Source organism: Photobacterium sp. DNB22_13_2 (assembly GCF_052873915.1).
Genome location: NZ_JBNNXU010000001.1, coordinates 212,427 through 234,897 on the forward strand (window position 1 = coordinate 212,427; position 22,471 = coordinate 234,897).

Genomic DNA, 22,471 nt, shown 5'->3' on the forward strand with positions numbered 1-22,471 from the left:
CCGCTCGTATTCATTTTGTGTGCTCACCTATGATCATACCTAGGTAAGCAAGAATACGATAATCACTGACCGTCAATTTTTTTGGCGCTGACGCAGACATTCAGTACTGAATACAGGATAATGAAAATACCTCTACCCTGACTAAGGGATACATAATTGAATGAAAATCAGACAATTAGCCCTCTTTCTTGAAACCTGCGAGTCTGGCTCGATCACGGAAGCGGCAAAAAAGTGTGGAAAAAATCGCACGACTGTCAGCTCCGCACTTAGCACACTGGAAGATGAATTGGGCGTATCACTACTCCAACGCAGCGGAAACCAAGTACAGCTGACAGAGATCGGTGAAGCCATAAAAAATGACGCTGAGCGGATCATCATGATTGCCAATGATATCCATGCCAAATGCCAACAACATCTCGAAGGCGTTGAGTCAGCCTTGCGGATTGCCAGAGATGATGCACTGCCAGAATCATTTTGGCGCCAGTTGGTTAACGATTTGAGTGTCAATTATCCCAATAGTAGTATCTCTATCTATGTCGCCCCGCCTCCCGAGCTCGATGAAATGGTAGAGCAGAACATGGTCGATATGGCCTTTTGCCTGCTACCAACGACCGATAACCTGCCCAATAACCAATATACGCAGCTTGGCCAGATCCGCATGATGGCTGTAGCTCGTGCCGATCACCCTCTTAACCAACTCAGTGATGTAGTCAGCGACGACTTGGCACACGCCACGGAATTTGTTTTGGCTGCCATCAAAGATCAGAGCCTAACCGCCATTTCGCCAACGTCTAGCAACTATATCGCTCTCACCTTTTACGAACACCTGCGCAATGCGGTGCTCGATGGTAATGGTTGGTCAACCGTGCCATCGGTACTGATCAACAGCTATTTGAGAGACGGTACGTTGAAAGTACTCAACCATTACCAGTCAATGCGCTGGCAGCCTTATGGGGTGATCTACGGCAAGCATATCCAACTGGGTCGAATATCCAGATGGCTTTCAACGCAACTAGAAGCTTATATAGATAAAGAAGCTCACTAAGTGCAGCTGACATAAGGATGTCACGATAACTAAAACAAAAGGTCATGTTTTCTGTCTAGCGTTAAATAAACCCAATATATTCAAGGTAGAAACATGTCAGTCACATACCACCGTACGATTTGGCTATCAGATATCCACCTCGGCAACAAAGACTGCAAAACAGATTATTTATTGGATTTCCTTAACAGAAACAAAGCCGATACCCTTATTCTCGTTGGCGACATCATTGATTTATGGTCGCTGAAAAACAAACACTACTGGCCCGAAAGCCATAACCAAATCATTCGCCTATTACTAGAGCAAGCTAGCGCTGGGACTCGTATTATTTATATTCCGGGTAACCACGACAGTTCAGTCAGGAAGTTTGTGCAGTACAATTTCGGCCATGTCGAACTACACGATTCATATATTCACACTACCGCCAGCGGTAAACGCATATTGGCAATACACGGCGATCAGTTTGACAGTGTGGTTTGCCATAACCGTATGCACGCTGTCATTGGTGATGCAGGTTACGACTTTTTGTTATTCATTAATCGTTGGTGGCACCTTATCCAAAAACTCCGCAACAAGCCTTACTGGTCTTTGGCCTCTTACCTAAAAAGCAAGGTCGAAAAAGCCAATCAAGCTATTGATCGCTTTACCGAAGCCGCGATCAATCACGCCCGCCATCAAGGTGTTGATGCCATTGTTTGTGGTCATATCCATCAGCCATCAATCATCGATGACAAAGATATTATCTATCTCAATGACGGGGACTGGATTGAAAACTGCACCTGTATCGCTGAGGCCTTTGACGGTGAGCTGTCTTTGATCAGCTGGACTGACCGCTTTCAAGAAATTGCCCGTAGTCACTCATTGAAAGTGATTGCTGACAATACTGGTTCGGAAGTTTCAACAGATAGAGTTGCTTAATGATACGCCGCTGAAAGCCACCTGTGTCACTGTTGAGCCAGTTGTCTTATTGCAGAATCCCTATACTCAATGAAGTTTTGTGGCTCTTCAGAGGCAGGCCTAAATGATAAAAAAATTAGTGGCCGAGTTTATCGGTACGTTCTGGTTAGTGCTTGGTGGATGTGGCAGTGCAGTACTTGCCGCTGCTTTTCCTGATGTGGGGATTGGTTTACTTGGGGTATCGCTGGCGTTTGGTCTTACTGTCGTCACCATGGCCTACGCTATTGGCCATATCTCGGGATGCCATCTTAACCCAGCGGTTACCGTTGGCCTCTGGTCTGGTGGGCGATTCCCTACCAGCGAAGTGATACCTTACATTGTCTTTCAAGTACTTGGGGCGATAGCTGGTGCGTTTGTGCTCTATCTCATTGCCAGCGGACAAGCCGGGTTCAGCCTAGCTGGAGGACTCGCTTCCAACGGTTATGGTGACCATTCACCGGGCAATTACTCCATGGTTTCTGGGTTTATTTCCGAGTTTGTAATGACCTTCATGTTCTTGATAGTGATCCTCGGTGCTACCCACAAACTTGCAACTCCTGCCATGGCTGGACTCGCTATTGGATTGGCGTTAACACTAATCCACCTGATCAGTATTCCGGTGACCAACACTTCGGTCAACCCTGCCCGCAGTACGGGTCCTGCCATTATGGTCGGCGACTGGGCAATGAGCCAACTATGGTTGTTCTGGCTAGCACCACTACTCGGAGCGCTGGTTGCAGGCCTCGTTTACCGTTGGCTGTCTCCAGATGAATAATTAACGCTCTAAATTAAAAATGCGGCTTGAAGCCGCATTTTTAATCTTGATTTACAGAACCATTGAATACTTTACCGACTACTCAATATCCGTAACAACACCTGTACCGGGTGTTTCATTTTAATATGCTCAAAGCGCTTGGCCTGACTACGACAAGAATAACCGGTTGCTAAACAACGATCGACATCCAAATTGGCAAGATTCGGCTGCCAACTCAAAGCATAAACACCCTTTGATGTCTCTAGCTTGTCTTTTTCATGGCCGAATGTGCCAGCCATACCACAGCAGCCTACAGAGACCGGGATCAGGTTCGCACCAAAGTGATGGAAAATAGTCCCCCACTCTTTTTCAGCATTGGGTAACTTTGTCTTTTCGGTGCAGTGCGCGAACAAGTACCAGTCATCGCCTTCAACTTTTGGCGATATCGGCTTATCGTTCAGTGCAGGTAACAACCACTCATGGGCAGTTAGGACATTGAAATCACCGCGTTTATTCCCCAACACTTCGTCGTATTCATCACGATAGCAAAGCACGAGTGCCGGATCGACTCCCACCATCGGAATATCAAGCTGTGCCAGCTGATTGAGAAATTCTGCGGTGCTCTTGGCTGTTTTGGCAAACTGACGCAAGAAGCCTTTCACGTGCTGAGCTTTACCATTGGGCTTGAACGGCACCAACATCGGTTTCTTACCTAACCTTTCAGCCAGGAAAACCAAATCACGGACCACTTCAGCATCGTAATAGCTGGTAAACGGGTCTTGCACGATCAAAACATAATCTTGCCGCTCCCGCTCTGATAGAGCCTGTAGCCACTGTAAGTCAAAACGGGTGGCATGATGACCATCCAAACTTTCAAATAATGTCGGCACAGACAACGCCGGCATATCAACATAACCAATCGCTTTTGCCGTTAAGCTCTTCGACCACTGAGGCCGCATTATGGCATTAAAAGTTGCAGGAGCTTTGGCCATAATAGGCAAATAATTTTCGACATAAGCGACAAGGTAATCTTTCGCCGGGCGTTGGTAGCGACTGTAATACATATTCATGAAACGTGAACGGAAGCTAGGTACATCCACCTTGATCGGACATTGGCTAGCGCAGGCTTTACACGCCAAACAACCATTCATCGCTTCCATGACTTCATGGGAAAAGTCATACTCATTGCGTTTGGCACCAAAGGTGTTTCTGAAACGGTCGATGATTTGCTTCACTGACGGCGAACTATCCATCAGGGTTTTCTCTAGCACAACAGGATCAATCCCTTGCTCAGAAAGTAACCGTAGCCATTCACGAACTAGGCCTGCTCGCCCCTTCGGCGAATGTCGCCGATCTGCACTTATCTTCATCGACGGGCACATCGGTGAACTGGTGTCGTAGTTAAAGCATAGGCCGTTACCGTTACACTCCATCGCCTGCTTGAAACTATCCCGTACCTTCACCGGGATCTGCCGGTCATAATAGCCCCGCTTCACCCCGTCAACCTTCACGAGCTCGTCGCCATTTTCAAGAGGTATACAGATCTTGCCGGGGTTCATCCGATTATCGGGATCAAACGCCGCCTTAATTCTACGCAACTCGGTATACAGCTCTTCACCAAAGAACGCTGGCCCATATTCAGAGCGATAACCTTTACCGTGCTCGCCCCACATTAAACCGCCATATTTCGCCACCAAGGCGACAACCTGATCGGATATCTGCTTCATTAAGCGTTCTTGCTCAGGATCGCACATGTCTAGTGCGGGCCTTACATGCAGTACCCCCGCGTCAACGTGACCAAACATGCCGTAATCTAGTTGGTACTCATCTAACAACTGACGGAACTCAGCAATAAAGTCAGCCAAGTTCTCCGGTGGTACGCAGGTATCTTCAGCGAAAGGAACCGGCTTCTTGCTGCCTTTGGCCGCTCCAAGTAACCCCACCGCTTTTTTACGCATGTTATAGATTTTCTGGATATCAGGGAGTTCATTACACACCTGATAGCCAATAATACCGTGCTGTTTTTTCGCCAACATCTCATCAATTTGTTGGCACAAATCGGTAACTTGCTGCTGGTTCTCTTGGGGATCGTTACTGGCATACTCGACAATATTGATACCCAGCATTTCTTGGTTAGGTACATCAGTAATCAAGTCACTAACCGTATGCCAGACAATATCCTGCTTGGCCAAATTCAATACACGGGAGTCCACCGTTTCCACGGATAAGGCTTTTGCCTCGACCATCATAGGGGCATTACGCAACGCCGAATCGAAACTGTCGTACTTGATATTGACCAAGGTGCGGGATTTCGGAATGGAAGTGAGATTGAGCTTAGCCTCAGTAATAAAAGCCAATGAACCTTCCGAGCCACAGAGCAGGCGAGTAATATCAAACTGACTTAGCCCATCATCGAACACATTCTTTAAATCGTAACCAGTGAGGAAGCGGTTAAGTGGGGGGAATTTATCGACAATTTGCTCGCGCTTTTCTCGACAAACGTGCTCCGACACCTTCAGCGCCCGAGTTGCCAGTTCACCGATGTCAGCCAATGACTGAATCTCTTTGCTCTGCTGTGGCTCGGTATCCAGTACCGAACCATCGACTAACACAGCCTTGAGCCCCAACACATGATCGGATGTCTTGCCGTACTTAAGCGACCCCTGACCTGACGCATCAGTGTTGATCATGCCACCGATCGTTGCCCGGTTACTGGTCGATAAATCCGGCGAGAAAAAGAAGCCATGAGGACGCAAGGCATCATTGAGTTGATCTTTAATTACCCCGGTTTGAACCCGAGCCCACCCTTCATCAACATTAATTTCCAGCACCTTGTTCATGTGGCGAGATAAATCAACCACAATTCCCGGCGTTAACGACTGACCATTAGTTCCCGTTCCCCCTCCCCGAGCAGAGAACGTAATGGTTTTATAGGCATCAGATTGGGCCAACTGGCCAAGCACGATCAGATCTTTATTTTGGGTAGGGAATACCACAGCCTGAGGCAACTGCTGATAGACGCTATTATCCGTTGCCACGGCAAGGCGACTGGCGTATGCGCTTTCAATGTCCCCACAAAAGCCTGATTTCTCGAGCTCTTGCAGAAACGACAGTACGACATCTTCAGTACCACTTTGGTGTGTCAGTGCAGGTAACATTGCTCTCCTTCTCCAGTATCACGCCGTATCCTACGACGACTGGCCTCTGTATGCGTAATTATTTGGTTATCGTCACACTTTACCTTACCGCTATCGGGAAAAAAAGTGCCTTAACCAAGCAGATCCAGCCAGCAACCATGTCCCAAGCACAAGGTAACCGACACCTTTGATTCCCAGCACAATTAAACTAATGGTTTGCATTGATGATAAAGCGAGTATGGTGCTATTAATGATAAATGCCCCCGCTAAAACAAAAACACAGGCTTTAATTTGACGAGTGAATGGCTGGGCTGGAATGCTTTGATCAACATGCACTGCATAGTCAATGGTCAAGAAAATCCCGAGCAAAACAGCAAACAAGTAAGCTTGCCCAGGGACCAGAGAAAAGCCAGCCGATATGCCGACTATCACACTAAAACCAAGCCAGAACCAGCGATTAGTGAGTTGGCGCTGAAAAACAGTAAACTCGTAATTTCGCCAAACGATAAATACCGCCACGATAACGATACCGAGCATCAAACTTAATATTACATCGCTGATAAAGTGGACACCAAACCACACTCTCGCTAGACATTGGCCCAGAATCAATAGTGCAATCCCCCCAGTAATCAACCGCTTTTGTCCTGCCGAGCAGAAGCGTCGCTGTAGAAAATAGCCCCAGATCCCAAGCATCAAAGTCGTCATTAAAATATGTCCGCTCGGGAAGCCAAAGCCGTACGCATTTACTTTTTGCAGCTCGGGGACAATAAAAAATGGACGAGGCAACGCCAGCCCATGTTTTAGCAAGGAAGCACAAAACAAAGAGACCACCATCAAAAAGGCCACTTCAAGAAATAATGGTGTACGGAAATATCCGGCAAAAGCAGCAGCCATAAGAAAGATAAACCATGGCTCTCCTATGACACTTATACCGCGCATCAACCCAGTGAATATCCACTGTGCTTGTGCTGACCAGGTCGAAGAATAAAACTGAATCTGTTCAATCAATCCCAACTCGTACTGATGCAACAAGTTGAACTCAGTGTCAAAACGTTCATAGATGATGACGTCGCTTTCTGGTGTTGCAGCTAGCCACTGCGGCAATAACGCTGCATCTTCTGCGTAGCGGTATTCCTGTTGATCAATAGATTTAGGATCAATCAGATAGGTACGTTCAACTTCTGTAGCAAAGTGCTTGGAAAACCATGATGCGACAATCGGATACCCTCTATTGTCTTTGAACGATGATACTTGAATCGGTGATATTGCCTGGCAAGCATATATTGCCGCCCGGCCCCGGTATTGAATAAGGTGCTTCACCTCCACCTCAATGCCCGCTTCTTCGAGCGCTTCACGTGCAGCAGCTTGCTGAAGGGTATCACCTTTGTCAATATAACCGCCGGGCAGTGAAAACTTCTTGGTGATCACTTCAGATAGCAGCACCAAGTTATCACCATTTCGGATCACGCAAACAGCCCCCACTATATTATCAGGCATGGTATCCTCAGAAACCGGGCGTTGCTCTGCCACAGCATTTAAACTCAAGAACGATAATATAAGGTATCCTAAATATAGGATGATTGGGTTTGTTTTCACCGAATAGCCAACTTATGTTTAAAGGGGGATTAATGCCAAGCCTATCAACAAAAACAGAGATAAGCCATTGAAATCAAATGATGATATATTTCCAATCTTGGCTATTAGCTTTCCTTAATAAGAGCATTGCATAATGGCAACCTTTATACCAATAGCCCATGATTTAATATGAATAAACAAGCTGAATTACCAGAGACTTATTATCGAGATAATTTCCTTTGTTTGATCAATACCGTCAATAATTTGTACGGCGATCTTCTGAGTCAAAAGGAAAAAAACTGGTATCATTCCTTCTGCGAGCTCAGTGCAGCATCGCAATGTCTGTATATCCGCCTCCTCACCCGTAAAGGGCCTTATTTTCGCAGCGATAAGATCCATTACCCTGAAATTGACTCACTCTCTGCTGCTTTTATAGAATTAGAGCAAGCTAAAATGATTAGCTCTTCACCAACAGATATTAGCTATAATGCCTTTTGCGCTCTCTACACCAAACCAGAACTGGTTCAATCTTTTGATTTCCTGGCTACTGATAAACAGGCTAAGAAACCTGATATTGTCAATCGGGTGATCAACGACAAGCCAGACATCAGCGCGCACTTAACGCAGTTGATAGAGGTTTACCATAATCACCATCTCGACGTCTTTTTCTTGTTGTTTTTTGGTAATAGCCATCAAGATCTTAGCCAATTTGTATTGGCTGATCTTGGCATGCAACAGTTTGAGAGCTATGTAATAGATCCAAATTACAGGCTGTTCCAGCACCGCCAGGATATTGAACAATGGCTAAAACTATCAGTCCTCAATGAACAATATTGGCAATACAAAGAAGCTAAGAATATCACGGCTATTACGGCTATGGTTGAGTCCTTACCCACGCGTTTTGACTGGCAACCACTAGAACGAAAAAGGCAACGGCTTATCAATCACATTGGCCGTGATATAGAAAGACTGGGCAGCAGAAATCTTGAAAAACTGGAACAGGCTCGCATACTCTATCAGCAAAGTGAGCGGCCACCGTCAAGAGAGAGACAAGTCAGGATCCTAGATAAACAGGGCTGGACTCAGCAAGCACTGTCATTAGCTCAAGTGATGCAGGCTTCCCCTTGCAATGAAGAAGAAGCGGATGTAGCAGGCGTCCTCACCCATCGTCTACTCAATAAACTTGGAGACAAGCAGCCACCTCGAAGAAAACCCAAATTCGATAGCGAAACTCTCCCACTTATCCAACAGCATGCTTGTGTTGAACTGGATGTTTGTGCTTACTATCAACAGCAAGGCTGGCAAGCTTATTTCCTTGAAAATACACTACTCTGTAGCTTATTCGGCCTCGCGTTGTGGGACATCATCTTTTCAGCCCAACAAGGCGCTTTTCTCAACCCATTCCAACGCTCGCCAAAAGATATGTTTTCCCGTAGCTTCTACCAAAAACGCCAACAGCAGATCGAACGTCGTTTAGCTGAATTGGAGGCGGGTGAATGGCAAAGCTGGTCAGATGTATTCAATACCAAGCAAAGTATTAGCAATGACTGGGTCAACTGGGGAATGTTAACTGAAGCAATTCTCCATCAGGCCGTTTCGACGATTCCAGTTTCGGCTCTAGTTGCAGTATTCAGACGGATTTTGTTCGATCCACGGAACAACAGAAATGGTTTCCCCGATTTGATTCTATTCAAAGATGGGCATTATTGTTTTGCCGAAGTAAAAGGGCCCGGCGACACACTGCAAAATAACCAAATTCGTTGGCTGAAGATGTTCCAGCAACACCAGATCACCGCCAAAGTAGTATATGTAGAGTGGATGTAAGGCTACCTTTTTGAATACAGATCACGGTGTAGGGAGAGGTTCAAAGCATAATGCAGCAATAGTAATAAATAGAAGCAAACTAATTTGTAATAAATTATTATTTACGGATGGTTAGATCGTGTGAAAAACCGACAAAGCAAAGCAGTTAAACGCAGGAAGATAACAATAGAAGAACAGAAAAAATAATTATATCAAAGTAACATTCAATAAGTTAGGTGATTACAATTCATGTAGAACACTGAAAATAACAACAAGTGAAAACAGCAAAATACAAACAATAAGCATAACAGCACATTACCTTCACCACTCAAGTACGCAAACATAAAATCACATAATAACAATAAGTTAAAAAACGGCACAGTGTTAGTTTATTTCCGACCTAATTATTATAGAGTATTTACTTTATTTTTCAATTCATAAAGTATCGAATAAATACCTATATTGCTTTACACTGAACCTTCTCGAATATATTTAATAATTCCAACACCTTTACAACAAATAATAATTAACTGGTCAGATTTGTTGTCTTTAAACTCCCACCTAGAATCTCCACGAATTTATGCACATGCATTTATCGCTATAAAACTAATTACATAAATACAAAAGAATTCTATATGTTCAAGAAGCGTTTGTTATCCAGTGCCGTTCTTACTGCACTTTCTCTTGCGTCTGCGCAAAGCATGGCAGCAGGTTTCCAACTCAATAGTCAATCTGCAACCGGCCTTGGTCGCGCATTTGCTGGTGATGCTGTTATTGCCGATAACGCATCTTCAATGGCCCGTAATCCGGCGACCATGGCAATGTTTAAAGAAACCAGCATGTCGCTGGGCTTTACTGTTATTGCTACCGACGTTCGTATTAAAGACGGTACCTACAACCAAATGAAACTCCTTGAAGGCCTGCCAATTGGCACCAATGAGTTTGATATTTCAGGTACTGACGATCTAGGTGGTACATCTGTTGTGCCAAACTTCTTCTTAGTTGTACCGGTAAACGATCAATGGTCATGGGGTGTCTCCGCTTATTCTAACTTTGGTACTGGTACTGAGTTTAAAGATGACTTTGCCGCTTCTGTATTTGGCGGTACAACCGACATTAAGAGCATGAATTTAGGTGCAAGCGTTTCTTACCGTCTGAATGAGCAGTGGAGTTTCGGTGCCGGCCTAGATCTTATCTACGGGATGGGTAAGCTAAAGCGCGATATTGATTTTGAATACTGTCAAAATGTAAGTAGTGGTTTGATTCCAAACATTCAATGTAGCGATCAAAAATTCAACGCTCTTGATGTTGATGCTTCTGGCTTTGCGGTCGGTGGTAATATCGGTGTTGTTTATGAGCTAAACGACAATCACCGATTTGGCCTATCTTACCGCTATAGCCCTACAGTAACAGCCAAAGGTGATGTCGATACCGTTGCTGGAAGCACTGATAAACTGGATATGCCGCTACCGGACATGGCTGAGTTTTCAGGTTATCACCGCCTAGCTGACAAGTTTGCCGCTCACTATAGTGTGCAATGGGTACAATGGAGCGCGTTTGATTCACTGCAAATTGCAGGTATTGAGAAAGAATATGCATGGAAAGATGCTGGCCATATCTCAGTTGGTGGTACTTATTACCTAAACAATGACTGGACATTACGCGCCGGTTACATGTACGACGTTGCCGCAACGGATGAGCTGAAATCAATTTCCATTCCAGATTCAGATCGCCAGTGGCTATCTGCTGGTTTTACCTACCACATTGACTCGCGCTCAAATATCGACTTTGGCGCTACTTACCTCATAGGTAAAGACACTGAAGTAGATGAGTTCATGGGGGTTGAAACACCAGTAGGAGACATCGGAACCAGCGTCTCTGCCACGACCCGCTCTGATGCAATTCTCGTCGGCCTACAATACAGCCGCAGCTTCTAATTGCTAAGCTTGAATTCAAAAATGACAAAAGCGGAAACCGTATTGGTTTCCGCTTTTTTGTTCAAGCCTCTTACTTGGCTAATGGCTTACTTAGGAAAATAATCAAACAGAATCTCTTCACCAATAAGTCCATCACAAGTGCCACCGTAGTTGCTTAGGCCTGCATCTTGCGCTGGGTTGTACGTCCTATCCCAATCCGCCTGCTCTACAAACTCACCCTCAGCATTGATCATCAATACCCTGTCAGTATTGTCAGCACTGTTGCGCTGGTATTCCTCGAACAGCGCATCGGTAAACCATACCCGTGACATAGTGTTCATTAATTTACGATCTTGCTTGTTTGGATAAATCGTCTCGCCAGCAATATTCACCGCCTTATTGAATACAAACGGCAACTCCGAAGCATGGCACGCTTTACCTGTACCGTCTGTATTGCTACAACTCAGTGCCGCCAAATCCCCCATAGTGCCATGACCAAATGGCCAGATGTTGATGCTTGATGTGTAATCGTAATGGTATAAGGTCGTATTTTTATCAGTCGAAATTTGATTATCAACGACATTACGTGCAGCGCAGGTAAACAATAGGTCATTAGCGAGCTTACGAATTTGGCCAATATTGCCCAAAGCGCCTTTGTCTTCATCAACACCATTACCAGTTAACGTTTTGTCATCGAACGGGGCATAATCCGTAAACTGAAGTGCGTTATTTGCCGTTTGATTCTGCAACCCCAAGAACAAGCGGGTAATGATCGGATATAGGTTCTGGCGGGTAATAACCTCATCCGGCATAGCTTCAAGCTCTTTTTGAATCGCTTTCATTTTAGCCGCCAACTCTCGGTCAACAGCCCAGACTGGTACATAGTATTTTTGGATTAGCGCTATCACTTCTTTTTTCGGCGCGCTGATATCAGTTAAGTCACTCTGAGAAAGACCCGGCATGATCAAAGGAACTCGTTCACCTGTCACCGGGTCAGTTGTCGTGATGTTATACAAGAACAGCCAATCCAGCATTGAGGTAAAGATATTCGCTTCATCAGTGTTAAAGCCTACTACCGTTGGAACATTAAACTGGGTATGAATCGGTTGCTCAACGACGTGGTAACCTTCAATTTCTCCCCCACCGATAATGCTCTTTTCTCTACTTTCAATATAAGGCGCAAACGGTAAGAAGCCTGTTGTCGCAGGGAAAGAAGTAACAAGCCCTGTTACCAATTGCATCGGTTCTTTGGCATAGGCCTGAATTGTCTTTAATTCATCCAAGCTAAGATCCACCAAAGGCTTACCAAATTGAACGAAGGCTTGTTCTTCAAGTTGCTTCTGCAAACGCTCTGCCGAACCGTAGTCTTTATAGGCAATGCCATACGGATTACTCTGCATAATCGCACGTTGGTAGAGAGGACCCGCAATTTCTGTATCCTGCTGCAAGATCCCAATCGACATTGCACCGGCACTCTCACCGAATACGGTCACATTGGTATCATCACCACCAAATTGGGATATATATTTATGTACCCACTCAAGTGCCTTTTTCTGATCACCAATACCGAAATTACCACCTTGTGGCTGATCTTCTACGTTGACCCACTTACTACCCAGCAAGCCAACGCGGTAGTTGAGTGACACGGCGATAAACGGCTTCTCTCGCTCACCAAGGGCGGTATCAGAAATACTCTGCGCAACAATGGTATCAGCTTGGTTCAAAGCCGAAGAGCCGGCACCGCTTTCAAATGAGCCGCCATGAATAAACACATAAACAGGTAAATTGGCTTGTTTTTCGACACCAGCAGGACGCCAGATATTCAGGCTCAAACACTCTTCTGACTGTTCGGTTTCAGTATTACCAAGCTGCGGACAAATGGCGCCAAACTGTGAGGCATCAACATCCCCTACCGGATTAGTTAGCTTACTGTGTTCGAAGCGTTCAGCACTCGCAAAACGAATACCTTTAAATGTTTCGACCTCAACAGTTTCGGTCTGACCTGACAGACTGCTAATGGCACTTTTTTCAACCAAACCTGTAATCTGGGCCTCGCCCACCTCGACAGTCACATTTGACGGCAAAACATTCTCTTTGCCTGATACTGATGTATCGTTGTTACAAGCAACTAAGGCCAACGCGATGCCCGTTGCAATTATAGAGCGGGAATAAATTTTCATAATTATAGTCTTTATATGCTTCTTGTTTTTATTAATAAACACCTTTGGCAAAGAGAATTTATCTCAGAGCTTATAAATAAGGATGTTTGTATATATTTATTATAATTAATTTACTGTGAAATTAAATCGAATATTAAACTGGTCTGACGTTTTAATAAGAACAAGAAAATGAAACCAAACAGTTAAATCCAAAACCTAAAGGAATGCAAATAGCCAACCTATACCAACCATGAATAGCAACTTTAAATAAATATAATAAAAATAGACATATAAGTACCACACATGATAAAAAATAGATACATCAACCCTAATATCGATGGTTAGTTTGCCGCATATCACAACCAAAACATTGCATATTTAAATGTTATAATAAACCGTATTTAATCTCATAATAATTAACCAACTCACATTAACATCGCTCACAACAATATTAAAACAAACACCTTATTAATAACTGGTCAGAGTTGTTTAAATAATTACTCACTCTAGAATCGCAACATCTTTTATGGCGATATTAAAATGCCAAAACCAATAATTAAAAAGATATATACACATGTTCAAGAAGCGCCTTTTAACAAGTGCTGTAGTTTCGGCTATTGCACTATTTTCGACTCCCTCGCTAGCTGCAGGGTTCCAATTAAATAGTCAATCAGCAACAGGTCTTGGCCGTGCCTTTGCCGGTGACGCAGTGATTGCAGACAATGCCTCGGTCGCTGCCCGAAATCCCGCTGCTATGGCTTTATTCAAAGAAGCTAATTTTTCCCTTGGTTTCAATGTCATCGCCACTGACGTCCAAGTAAAATCTGGCACTTACCACCAACCCAAAGTGATCGCCAATACCAGTGGTGAAATTTTAGGTTTAGAGTCAAACAGCTACGACATTTCAGGCACTGATGACATTGGTGGCACCTCATTGGTACCTAACCTGCACCTAGTCATACCAATAAACGAAGAATGGGCATGGGGCTTATCCCTATACTCAAACTTTGGTACCGCGACTGAGTTTGAGGACGACTTTGCTGCCTCCATCTTCGGCGGTAAAACAAGCGTTAAGAGCATGAACTTAGGGACGAGCCTATCCTATCGCCTCAATGAGCACCTAAGCATTGGTGCTGGCCTAGACATTATCTACGGTGTCGGTGAGCTTTCCCGTGATTTTGATGCAGAGGTCTGCCCTGCAGTCATGGGTAGCCCGCTCTTTTGTACCGAGCTGAAGCAAAATGTCTTGGACGTTGATGCATCTGGTACAGCACTTGGCTGGAATGCCGGTTTAGTTTACGAGATTAATGAAAATCACCGCTTTGGCCTAAGCTACCGCTATAGCCCGACAGTGGAAGCGAAAGGCGACGTCATGGGGGGCTTTCAAACCGCCAGCTCGATGGATTTACCCCTACCAGATATTGCAGAGTTTTCTGGCTATCACCGCCTCAACGACAAATTCGCTGCCCACTACAGCCTACAATGGGTTGAATGGAGCGCATTCGATACACTGCATATCGGCGCCATTGAAAAAGATTACCAATGGAAAGATGCCGGACATATTTCTATCGGTGGTACCTATTACCTGAATAACGACTGGACACTTCGCGCTGGTTACATGTACGACATCGCGGCAACTGATGAGCTAAAATCGATCTCAATTCCAGACTCTGATCGCCAGTGGTTCTCTGCAGGCTTTAGCTACCACCTCAGCCAAAAAGAAACCATCGACTTTGGTTTAACCTACCTCGTCGGCCAAGATGTCACTTTTGACGAAAAATTAAGCCCGGAACTGGATGCTCCTTCAATAACCGGAGCAACGACACGTGCCGATGCTATCTTGTTCGGCTTGCAATATAGCCGTTCGTTTTAAGTCGTAATTCGTATTGCTCGACACACTAAGCGGAAACCCTCGCAGGTTTTCGCTTTTTTATATCTCAATGTTTTTGTTTTTTTTCATAAATTAGCATGGTGAAGCCCCTGTCTTGGGTCTAAGATTTATTGTATCAATTTCATGATTGCAGCATGCTTCTTAGACTTGGCTTTTTGGTTTGATTCCATGCTCATCGTCTCATCACGATCTTGGTCAACGCCATGAGAAAAACAAGAACCGTACATAAAGTTCGTTTTGGTACAAAGCGTGGCATTCAGACCACTTTTATCAAACCGTCAGAACTTAAAGAACTCAACCCGTTTGTACAATGGGATCATTTCACCGCCAAAGCGTTGCTTCATGCCAAGCGACTCGACTATCAAAGCCATTCAGGTATAGATGCTGTTAGTTATCCTGTTATTGGCAAACTCAGCCACCATGACTCTACTGGTAACCATGTCACATTAGCCAGCGGTGATGTTCATATCATGACGTCAGGTGACGGTGTCATTCACAAAGAGGTCATGACCCCACAAAACGGGCAAGTCGAATCTTTCTGCTTAGGAACTGTTCTGCCAGCAGGGAAAATCGAGATGGCACCGGCTAGCTGTATAAACTTGCACGCTCAGCAGATGCCGTTGATTGAGGAGCACGATTCAACCACAAAAGTTATTATCGGACAGTACAAAGGTGCAGCCAGCCCAGTAAAATACAATATTCCAATGACCTTCCTCGATATCATCATCGCTCCCTATGGATGTTGGTCCTTTGAAACTGATCCAAGGCAACTTGCCGGATTTGTTTACTTACGCTCCGGTAGCGTCTATATCAGTGGCAGCCAACTTCACCGCCAGCAAATGGCTACATTTGTCCCCTCATCTTTACCGATAGAAATAAGAACGAGCAAACTTGGTGCCAGAGTATTTATCGCTACAGGCAAACCCCAACAGCAACCTCTTTTTTCAAATCAACACTCAGTACACTCGTCACCACAAAACATGACAAAAGCGACACAAAACATCGATCAGTTACTCACAACAAGAAAGTGATCTTGCTTCACTGCATTGCCATTAAGTGATCAAGTTCACAAAAATTTCCACTCAATTTTTTGACGCTTTTGGTTAGATATCGACTTTCCCCCCAAAGAAACTGGGTTGTATTTGACTCATTCAGGCCAAAGTACGTTCAGCAAGCAGCATAAATCTGTTTTCGTGAGAAAACATGACAATTTCCTGCCTCCTTGTATTCCAAAGGCAAATACTGCTCATACCTACTCCTCGCCAAGCATCCCTATAGGTAATAAAACCAACCAAGCATAAAATCACATAAACCTTTAAATTTAAACGCTTTATTTTATTATCTTACTATCTCACCCCCTCTTATTGACAGGTCGCGATATGATGCCAGTACCCTTTTCACACTTAGACTTGTTTATGGTGGCCCGAAACAAAGTTTTACCACTAATATTGGTAGGCCTATGTAGTGCAAAAGGACAGGCAAACGATCTCGAGCAATTAATGTCCATGAGTCTCGAAGAGCTCACAATGGTCGATATCCATGTCACGTCAGCCGCAAAAAAACCGCAATCTTTGAAAGATATTCCAGCCGCTGTTTATGTTATTAGCAATGAACAGATCCGCAGAAGTGGAGTTCGCTCGGTAGCCGAAGCGCTCGCTTTGGCACCAGGTGTACAGGTTACCCGTATTTCCGAGTTCAACTGGCAGGTGTCGCTACGTGGACTCAATGAGGTGTTATTCAACAAATTACTTGTCCTGATCGATGGTCGAACCGTCTACAGTCCCCTAATGTCAGGTACATTTTGGCACACTATCGATACTCTGCTTGAGGATATTGATCGGATTGAAATTATTCGGGGGGCCGCTGGCACTATGTGGGGAGGTAATGCCGCCAATGGGGTGGTCAATATCATCACAAAAGACAGCCAATATACGCTTGGTCACTATGGGGAAATAGCTGGTGGCGACTATGGATACAAAGAGTTGAATTACCGTTATGGTACCCAGTTCAATGACAGCCTCAGCGCCCGGGCGTTTGTAAAAGGGGTAAAAGGGGATTACTACATTGATAATGATGATACCTGGCGCAACCTGCACGGCGGAATAAGAGCCGATATCAGCCAAGACGATCGTAAAGTCACCCTTCAGCTCGGTGGTTATCAAACAAAATCTGAACATCTTTGGTTTTATGCCGATTTTTCATCGAGCAAGTATGGCCTCTACCATGAAACAGATCTCGACGTCTATTCAGAAGGGGCATACATCAGTGCCAATTGGCAAGAGCAACACGGCAACGACTTTTATGAATTAAATCTGTGGGCCGATACCAATTCGACTAATGAGCCATCTGCGGCAGGAAAGTTCCATACGTTGGATCTGGAAGCTCTTGTTCATAAAAAACTCAACTCCGACCACCAACTCACTTGGGGTGGTGGTTCTCGCGTTATCCATCGTCGAACGGCACCCTACCCCGATGACCGCTACAGCCATATTGAGCCTTGGGGGCGATACAGTCATGACCCAATTGGCACTGATACCATTTTGAATACCTATTTTCAGCTGGAATCCGAATTGACCGATACACTAAGCTCAACGTTGGGCCTAAAGGTGGAGCACTTCAGCCTCAATAACGCTACCGAACTTCAACCGCAAGCCCGACTATTATACAAGCCTTACAAAAACCAACAATTTTGGCTCGGTGCCGCGCGCGCCGTGGTCACCCCTTCTTTTGTCGCCAACGAAACCGATGGCTACTTTTTGACCTCTGTATGCCTAAGCGCTGACTGTCAGGATAACCGCCCAGCCTTGATCTACACGGCGGCTAACGAAGATCTCGATACTGAATCGGTGATTACCTTTGATTTGGGTCATCGCTATTTTGCTTCCAATAACTTAACGATTGATAGCACAATTTTTTACAGCCAATACGATAACGTATTGATGGAGAGTGGCAGCCAATGGCTTTGTATTTATGGTCAGTGCATGGACGGTACACAGCTGCCCAGCGAGATGTTTACGCTAGTGCAGACCTACAGTGATAACTTGAAGCTTGAGAACTATGGGTTTGAAACGGCTATCAACTGGTCCCCCCTGCCATCGATCACTGTCAACACCAGCTATAGTTATATTCAGACCTCTGCATCTTGTTCAGGCCATGTCAACTGTGAACCTGACGCTACGACTGGTAGCAAGCTGTTAAATGAACATCAAGCATCGCACTTGCTCTCCTTGCAAACCCTGTGGCAAATCACACCAGCCTGGCAGTTCGACCTATGGTTCAGGCATAAAAGTGCCGTGTCGACATACCATACCCTATTGCAAGCCCCATCCATCAGCACACTTGATGCCAGAGTTGCATGGCATGAAAAAACTCATTGGCCCCGTATTGAATTAATTGCAGATGCGCTTGGAAAGGATCCCTATGAAGATATGCCAGGCAAAGCTCGTATAAATCAAACGGTATTTCTCAAGGCAAGTTGGGGGTTCCAGTAATGCTCCGTCAATGGTATCCGACTTTACTTTCCACGTTAGCTTGCTTGGCTCTGCCAATAAGTTGGGCTGCGCAAGCAAAAAACGAGCACAGCCAGAGCTTTTCTGAACACGATATTAAGGCTGTTTATGTCTATCGCCTAGCCAGTTTTATTCGCTGGCCACAGGGGAAAATAAATAACATAAAATACTGTACCCTTGGTCAAGATAAGACAACCCGAAGTTTACAGGCCTTGTTTGCACAACCAGGTTCAAAAGGTGAACTTAAAGCAACCTCTTCGCTAACAGATGCAGCTTTGCATTGCGACCTTCTTTTTATCACCGATGATGCTATTCAGCCTATTTCGCCCCTACCGCAGTATAACGGCCTACTCACTATTAGCGATTCACCCAACGTGCTCTCCGAGGGGGGGATGATCGAACTACGGACTCTGAAACATCAGATCAAGCCAGTTCTTCATCGGGACAACATACAGAATGGCCAGTTAACGGTGAGTTCACAGCTATTACGTATAGCCTTACTTATCACAGATTCCGATGAGGAAAATGGAGGTACCCATGAATAATTGGCTCAAAAACCTCACCCTCAACCAACGCTTATCGTTTCCGATTATGAGTTTTAACTTACTGGTATTGATCGGGTTTCAGTTTATCAGCTACCAAAGCTATCTAACTATAGAGCGTGAAAACCTCATATCGAGAACCCAAGTGCTTGCCAAAGGCGTAGGTAGCAACTTGTCGGCACCCGTTTTGTTTCATGATACTTTTGCTGCAAAAGAAATCCTGTCAGCCCTGAAGGCCGATAATCTAATCGCAAGAGCTCGGCTCGAGTTACCTGATCACTCTTTGTTTACTGAATTTGAAAACACACAACTAGCTTATGTTGCCCCGAGTGACATACAGCAACAAAGCATCCGTCAAAATGGATACTATTTTGGCAAGGACAACCTTTACCTTGTCGTGCCCGTCACGATTGACGGTGAGGAGATTGCCCATATCCATCTCGCAGTTTCTCTGCATAAAATCAATGAGATCCAGATAACCCACCTAAAAGTCAGCTTGTTCCTGTTCCTCATATTAATCATTACTAGTATGTATTTTATCAACCGGATCCAGCATTGGGTGGTTACGCCGATCACCGAGCTCAACAAAGGCATTCGTCGGCTTATTAAAGGGGACAAACACCAGCCTATACCCAACAGCCAATTAACCAATGATGAGCTTAATGAGTTAACTCTAGGGTTCAACAACATGGTAAATACCATCAACGAGCGTAACATAGAGCTTCGAAATGCCATGCAAAAGCTTGCGATAGAAAAAGCGTTTGCCGATGAGGTGATCGAAACGGTGCAACACGCCCTAATTGTTGTCGACAGCAAAGGAGTGATCACACTAGCCAATGAAGCCTGTCAAAACATGTTCGAATTATCATCCTTTCAGCTGTTCAATAAACCACTGATCGATATTCTGCAGCCCATCGAACGAGACGCTTTCCAACTGTTACTTAATAACAATCTTGCTAAACACACAGAAATTGAACACTTGGTAATCGAAAGCCGCGCCCATTATCAAGAAATGCGAGTATTTCAGCTGGTAAGCCGGCCACTTCGCAATAAGCAACAAGCGCTGTTTGCCATCGAAGATGTAACTGAGCGCCAGCGTGCCGATAGACAACAAAAACTCGTTACCAAAGTTTTCGACAACAGTCAGGATGCCATTCTACTGTTTGACCGTGATGCTAAGATCACTATGGTCAATACGACCTTCGTTCGTCTGTCGGGTTTCAGTGAGGACGATATTTTGGGTCAGCATTACCATTGTATTATCGACGAGGATAAATTTTCCCCCGTTGTCCCTTTGATAAAACAAGCACTAGCCACCCAAACGCAATGGCACGGCGAAATCAACCTCCTGACTAACGATGGCCAGGAGCTTCCCCTGTATATCCGGATCAGCCAAATCAACGAAACCCATAGCCAGGATCAGCAAACCGTCGTTATTGGCTCAGATCTACGCTCCATGAAAAAAATGAAGCAACTCGAATATCAAGCCAACCATGACATACTGACGAACTTGCCGAATCGCGGTAAATTATACCAAACCCTTTACGACAAGCTTCGTGAACAACAACTGTCAGGGCATTCCTTCTGCGTACTGTTTCTGGATTTGGACGGATTTAAAAACGTCAACGACAACTTTGGTCATGACATTGGTGATCAAGTACTGATCACTATTGCCAATCGACTCACCCAAGCCGTCAATGACCATGATGTTGTCGCTCGCATCGCCGGTGATGAGTTCGTGATTGTTTTATCAGAAGGCCAAGGCCCTTCGACAATACAGTGCACCTGTCAAAAAATCATGCAGTCTATTTCTATGCCGATAAAGATTGAAAATTATCATCTGAACATAGGAGCGAGTATTGGAAGCTACCTCGTTCAGAGTAATGAGTATCAGAATATCAATGATATTTTGAGGCGGGCAGATAAGGCGATGTATAAAGCAAAACTGAAAGGGAAAGGCCAGCTCATTCACTATCTGCCTTCTCAGCATCTGGAACCAGAAACAATGGCAGACAGTAAATGAGTGTATACCCAAGTGATGAGTATACTGTGAATTGGGTATACGGTAGCTTGCTAGCACCTCAGTGCCTTACAATTACGGTGGTGTTATTTCGTCACGAAACAGTAATCTGAACGTCTAGCGGTTAGCCAATCGGAAGGTTCCTTTAGAGCTAAACCAAACAACGTGTGTTTTTTTACGGCCTAGCAGCATTGGGCCATCATCAAAGAACAGGAAATTTTTCCAGTTACGTTTGAATACGCCCCACTTGGTTTCGATTACATTGTATTTTTCGTAGCAGAAATACACCGTGGTGTTATCTTCCCAATCCAGAAACGCCAACATCTCTTCTGGCAACTCAGGTTCATCGCTATCCCAAGCAGCTTGCCAGTCAATGTTTTCCGACCAAATCTTGTCATTGTGTGCCCAATCACCTTTCTCGAAATGATCGGCATCAGGACTGTGGCGACTAACATGCTCGCCCCAAATCTGAGAAGATCGTGCCTGAGTATATGGCTTGATTAACGCCAGATCTGATTCGGCAACAGGCATGGAGGCGTGGGTAAAAATCCACTTTCGGGAATAGTTATCTAACTCTACGTAGTTCATGGGACGACCTGACAATTTAAGACGAGAGAAATGTACCTGAGTCGTTCCCTTTGTACCAGAAAATATCCGAATTAAAGACTAATTACTGTACTCAACACATTAATCGAGCGGTCGCATGCCGCTCGATGGTTATCTGATTTATCAAACTATTTTTCCTGCTCCCACAAGTTACTCACCCAGCCACCGGCCGAATCATCGTAATGACAGTCTGTATAGTGTCTATCGACTATCGTGGGCTCTTGTTTGTTGGATTCAATCAACCGAGATATGTGGCATGCCATTGGGTCACCACCAGTTGTCAAGCGGCGACGAGTAGCAACCTCTTTAATGATTTGTAAGCGATAAGCCGAGTTCATTTTCTTCATTTTCACACACCTCTATTGACTGAGCCCAAATAAAAATAGGAGGCGTTAAGAAAATCGTCAAATAACGGACTCATAACGTTCATAAATACGCGCTATGAACGTATTTTAAATAGCCATATATATCAATACGTTATTATCCAGCACCAGATCACACGCTTGCGACTTTGAATACACTGAGCATAAACACATGAATTAAAAAGGATAATTACATCACTAAAATTTAACCCAAATGAC

15 protein-coding genes are annotated in these 22,471 nt (G+C 44.7%); 10 read left to right on the forward strand and 5 right to left on the reverse strand.

Translation table 11 applies throughout. The annotated features are described in order from the left end of the window. The first annotated feature begins 160 nt into the window (after window positions 1–160). The 3 genes from ACVA58_RS00905 (at window position 161) to aqpZ (ending at window position 2,753) form a co-directional block, all read left to right on the forward strand. Window positions 161–1,045 (forward strand): LysR family transcriptional regulator, encoded by an 885-nt coding sequence (locus tag ACVA58_RS00905; RefSeq protein ID WP_446508593.1) that lies wholly within the window; start codon window positions 161–163, stop codon window positions 1,043–1,045. Window positions 1,046–1,138: 93 nt separating this feature from the next. After that, window positions 1,139–1,960, forward strand: a complete 822-nt coding sequence (locus ACVA58_RS00910) for a UDP-2,3-diacylglucosamine diphosphatase (protein WP_446508594.1) — start codon at window positions 1,139–1,141, stop codon at window positions 1,958–1,960. Window positions 1,961–2,066: 106 nt separating this feature from the next. Further along, a complete protein-coding gene (aqpZ, locus tag ACVA58_RS00915) occupies window positions 2,067–2,753 on the forward strand; it encodes an aquaporin Z (protein ID WP_446508979.1) in 687 nt (228 codons plus the stop codon). 71 nt (window positions 2,754–2,824) lie between these two features. Here aqpZ and ydiJ read toward each other — a convergent pair whose 3' ends face one another. Then, window positions 2,825–5,890: a D-2-hydroxyglutarate dehydrogenase YdiJ gene (gene ydiJ, locus ACVA58_RS00920; RefSeq protein ID WP_446508595.1), complete on the reverse strand. Its 3,066-nt coding sequence runs from the start codon at window positions 5,888–5,890 to the stop codon at window positions 2,825–2,827. Between the two features lie 90 nt (window positions 5,891–5,980). Next, window positions 5,981–7,366, reverse strand: coding sequence for a phosphatase PAP2 family protein (locus ACVA58_RS00925; RefSeq protein ID WP_446508596.1), 1,386 nt, complete (start codon window positions 7,364–7,366; stop codon window positions 5,981–5,983). Between the two features lie 267 nt (window positions 7,367–7,633). Here ACVA58_RS00925 and ACVA58_RS00930 point away from each other — a divergent pair, with 267 nt between their 5' ends. Further along, complete coding sequence (locus tag ACVA58_RS00930; protein ID WP_446508597.1) at window positions 7,634–9,268, forward strand: VRR-NUC domain-containing protein; 1,635 nt, start codon at window positions 7,634–7,636, stop codon at window positions 9,266–9,268. A gap of 614 nt (window positions 9,269–9,882) precedes the next feature. Beyond that, the gene (locus ACVA58_RS00935) at window positions 9,883–11,184 is read left to right on the forward strand and encodes an outer membrane protein transport protein (protein ID WP_446508598.1); all 1,302 of its coding nucleotides are present in this window, start codon (window positions 9,883–9,885) and stop codon (window positions 11,182–11,184) included. An 86-nt stretch (window positions 11,185–11,270) separates the two neighbouring features. Here the strand turns inward: ACVA58_RS00935 and ACVA58_RS00940 are convergent, their stop codons facing one another. Further along, on the reverse strand, window positions 11,271–13,343 hold the full coding sequence (locus ACVA58_RS00940; RefSeq protein ID WP_446508599.1) for a carboxylesterase family protein: 2,073 nt from the start codon (window positions 13,341–13,343) through the stop codon (window positions 11,271–11,273). Between the two features lie 553 nt (window positions 13,344–13,896). Between ACVA58_RS00940 and ACVA58_RS00945 the strand changes: the two genes are divergently transcribed. The 5 genes from ACVA58_RS00945 to ACVA58_RS00965 all read left to right on the forward strand — a co-directional run bounded on the left by ACVA58_RS00945 (window position 13,897) and on the right by ACVA58_RS00965 (window position 21,287). Next, a complete protein-coding gene (locus ACVA58_RS00945; protein WP_446508600.1) occupies window positions 13,897–15,195 on the forward strand; it encodes an outer membrane protein transport protein in 1,299 nt (432 codons plus the stop codon). Window positions 15,196–15,416: 221 nt separating this feature from the next. Beyond that, complete coding sequence (locus ACVA58_RS00950) at window positions 15,417–16,244, forward strand: pirin family protein (protein ID WP_446508601.1); 828 nt, start codon at window positions 15,417–15,419, stop codon at window positions 16,242–16,244. 468 nt (window positions 16,245–16,712) lie between these two features. Further along, entirely contained in the window at window positions 16,713–18,704 is a 1,992-nt protein-coding gene (locus tag ACVA58_RS00955) for a TonB-dependent receptor plug domain-containing protein (RefSeq protein ID WP_446508602.1), read from the forward strand. After that, window positions 18,704–19,267: a YfiR family protein gene (locus tag ACVA58_RS00960; protein WP_446508603.1), complete on the forward strand. Its 564-nt coding sequence runs from the start codon at window positions 18,704–18,706 to the stop codon at window positions 19,265–19,267. The genes ACVA58_RS00955 and ACVA58_RS00960 overlap by 1 nt, the downstream gene beginning before the upstream one ends. After that, window positions 19,260–21,287, forward strand: coding sequence for a diguanylate cyclase domain-containing protein (locus ACVA58_RS00965; protein ID WP_446508604.1), 2,028 nt, complete (start codon window positions 19,260–19,262; stop codon window positions 21,285–21,287). Before ACVA58_RS00960 ends, ACVA58_RS00965 begins: the two co-directional genes overlap by 8 nt. A 114-nt stretch (window positions 21,288–21,401) precedes the next feature. On the opposite strand, the gene ACVA58_RS00970 is transcribed toward ACVA58_RS00965, so the two are convergent. Together ACVA58_RS00970 and ACVA58_RS00975 are read right to left on the reverse strand one after the other, a co-directional pair. After that, window positions 21,402–21,872 (reverse strand): DUF2947 domain-containing protein, encoded by a 471-nt coding sequence (locus tag ACVA58_RS00970; protein WP_446508605.1) that lies wholly within the window; start codon window positions 21,870–21,872, stop codon window positions 21,402–21,404. Window positions 21,873–22,018: 146 nt separating this feature from the next. Continuing rightward, window positions 22,019–22,237 (reverse strand): hypothetical protein, encoded by a 219-nt coding sequence (locus ACVA58_RS00975; RefSeq protein ID WP_446508606.1) that lies wholly within the window; start codon window positions 22,235–22,237, stop codon window positions 22,019–22,021. Between the last annotated feature and the right edge of the window lie 234 nt (window positions 22,238–22,471).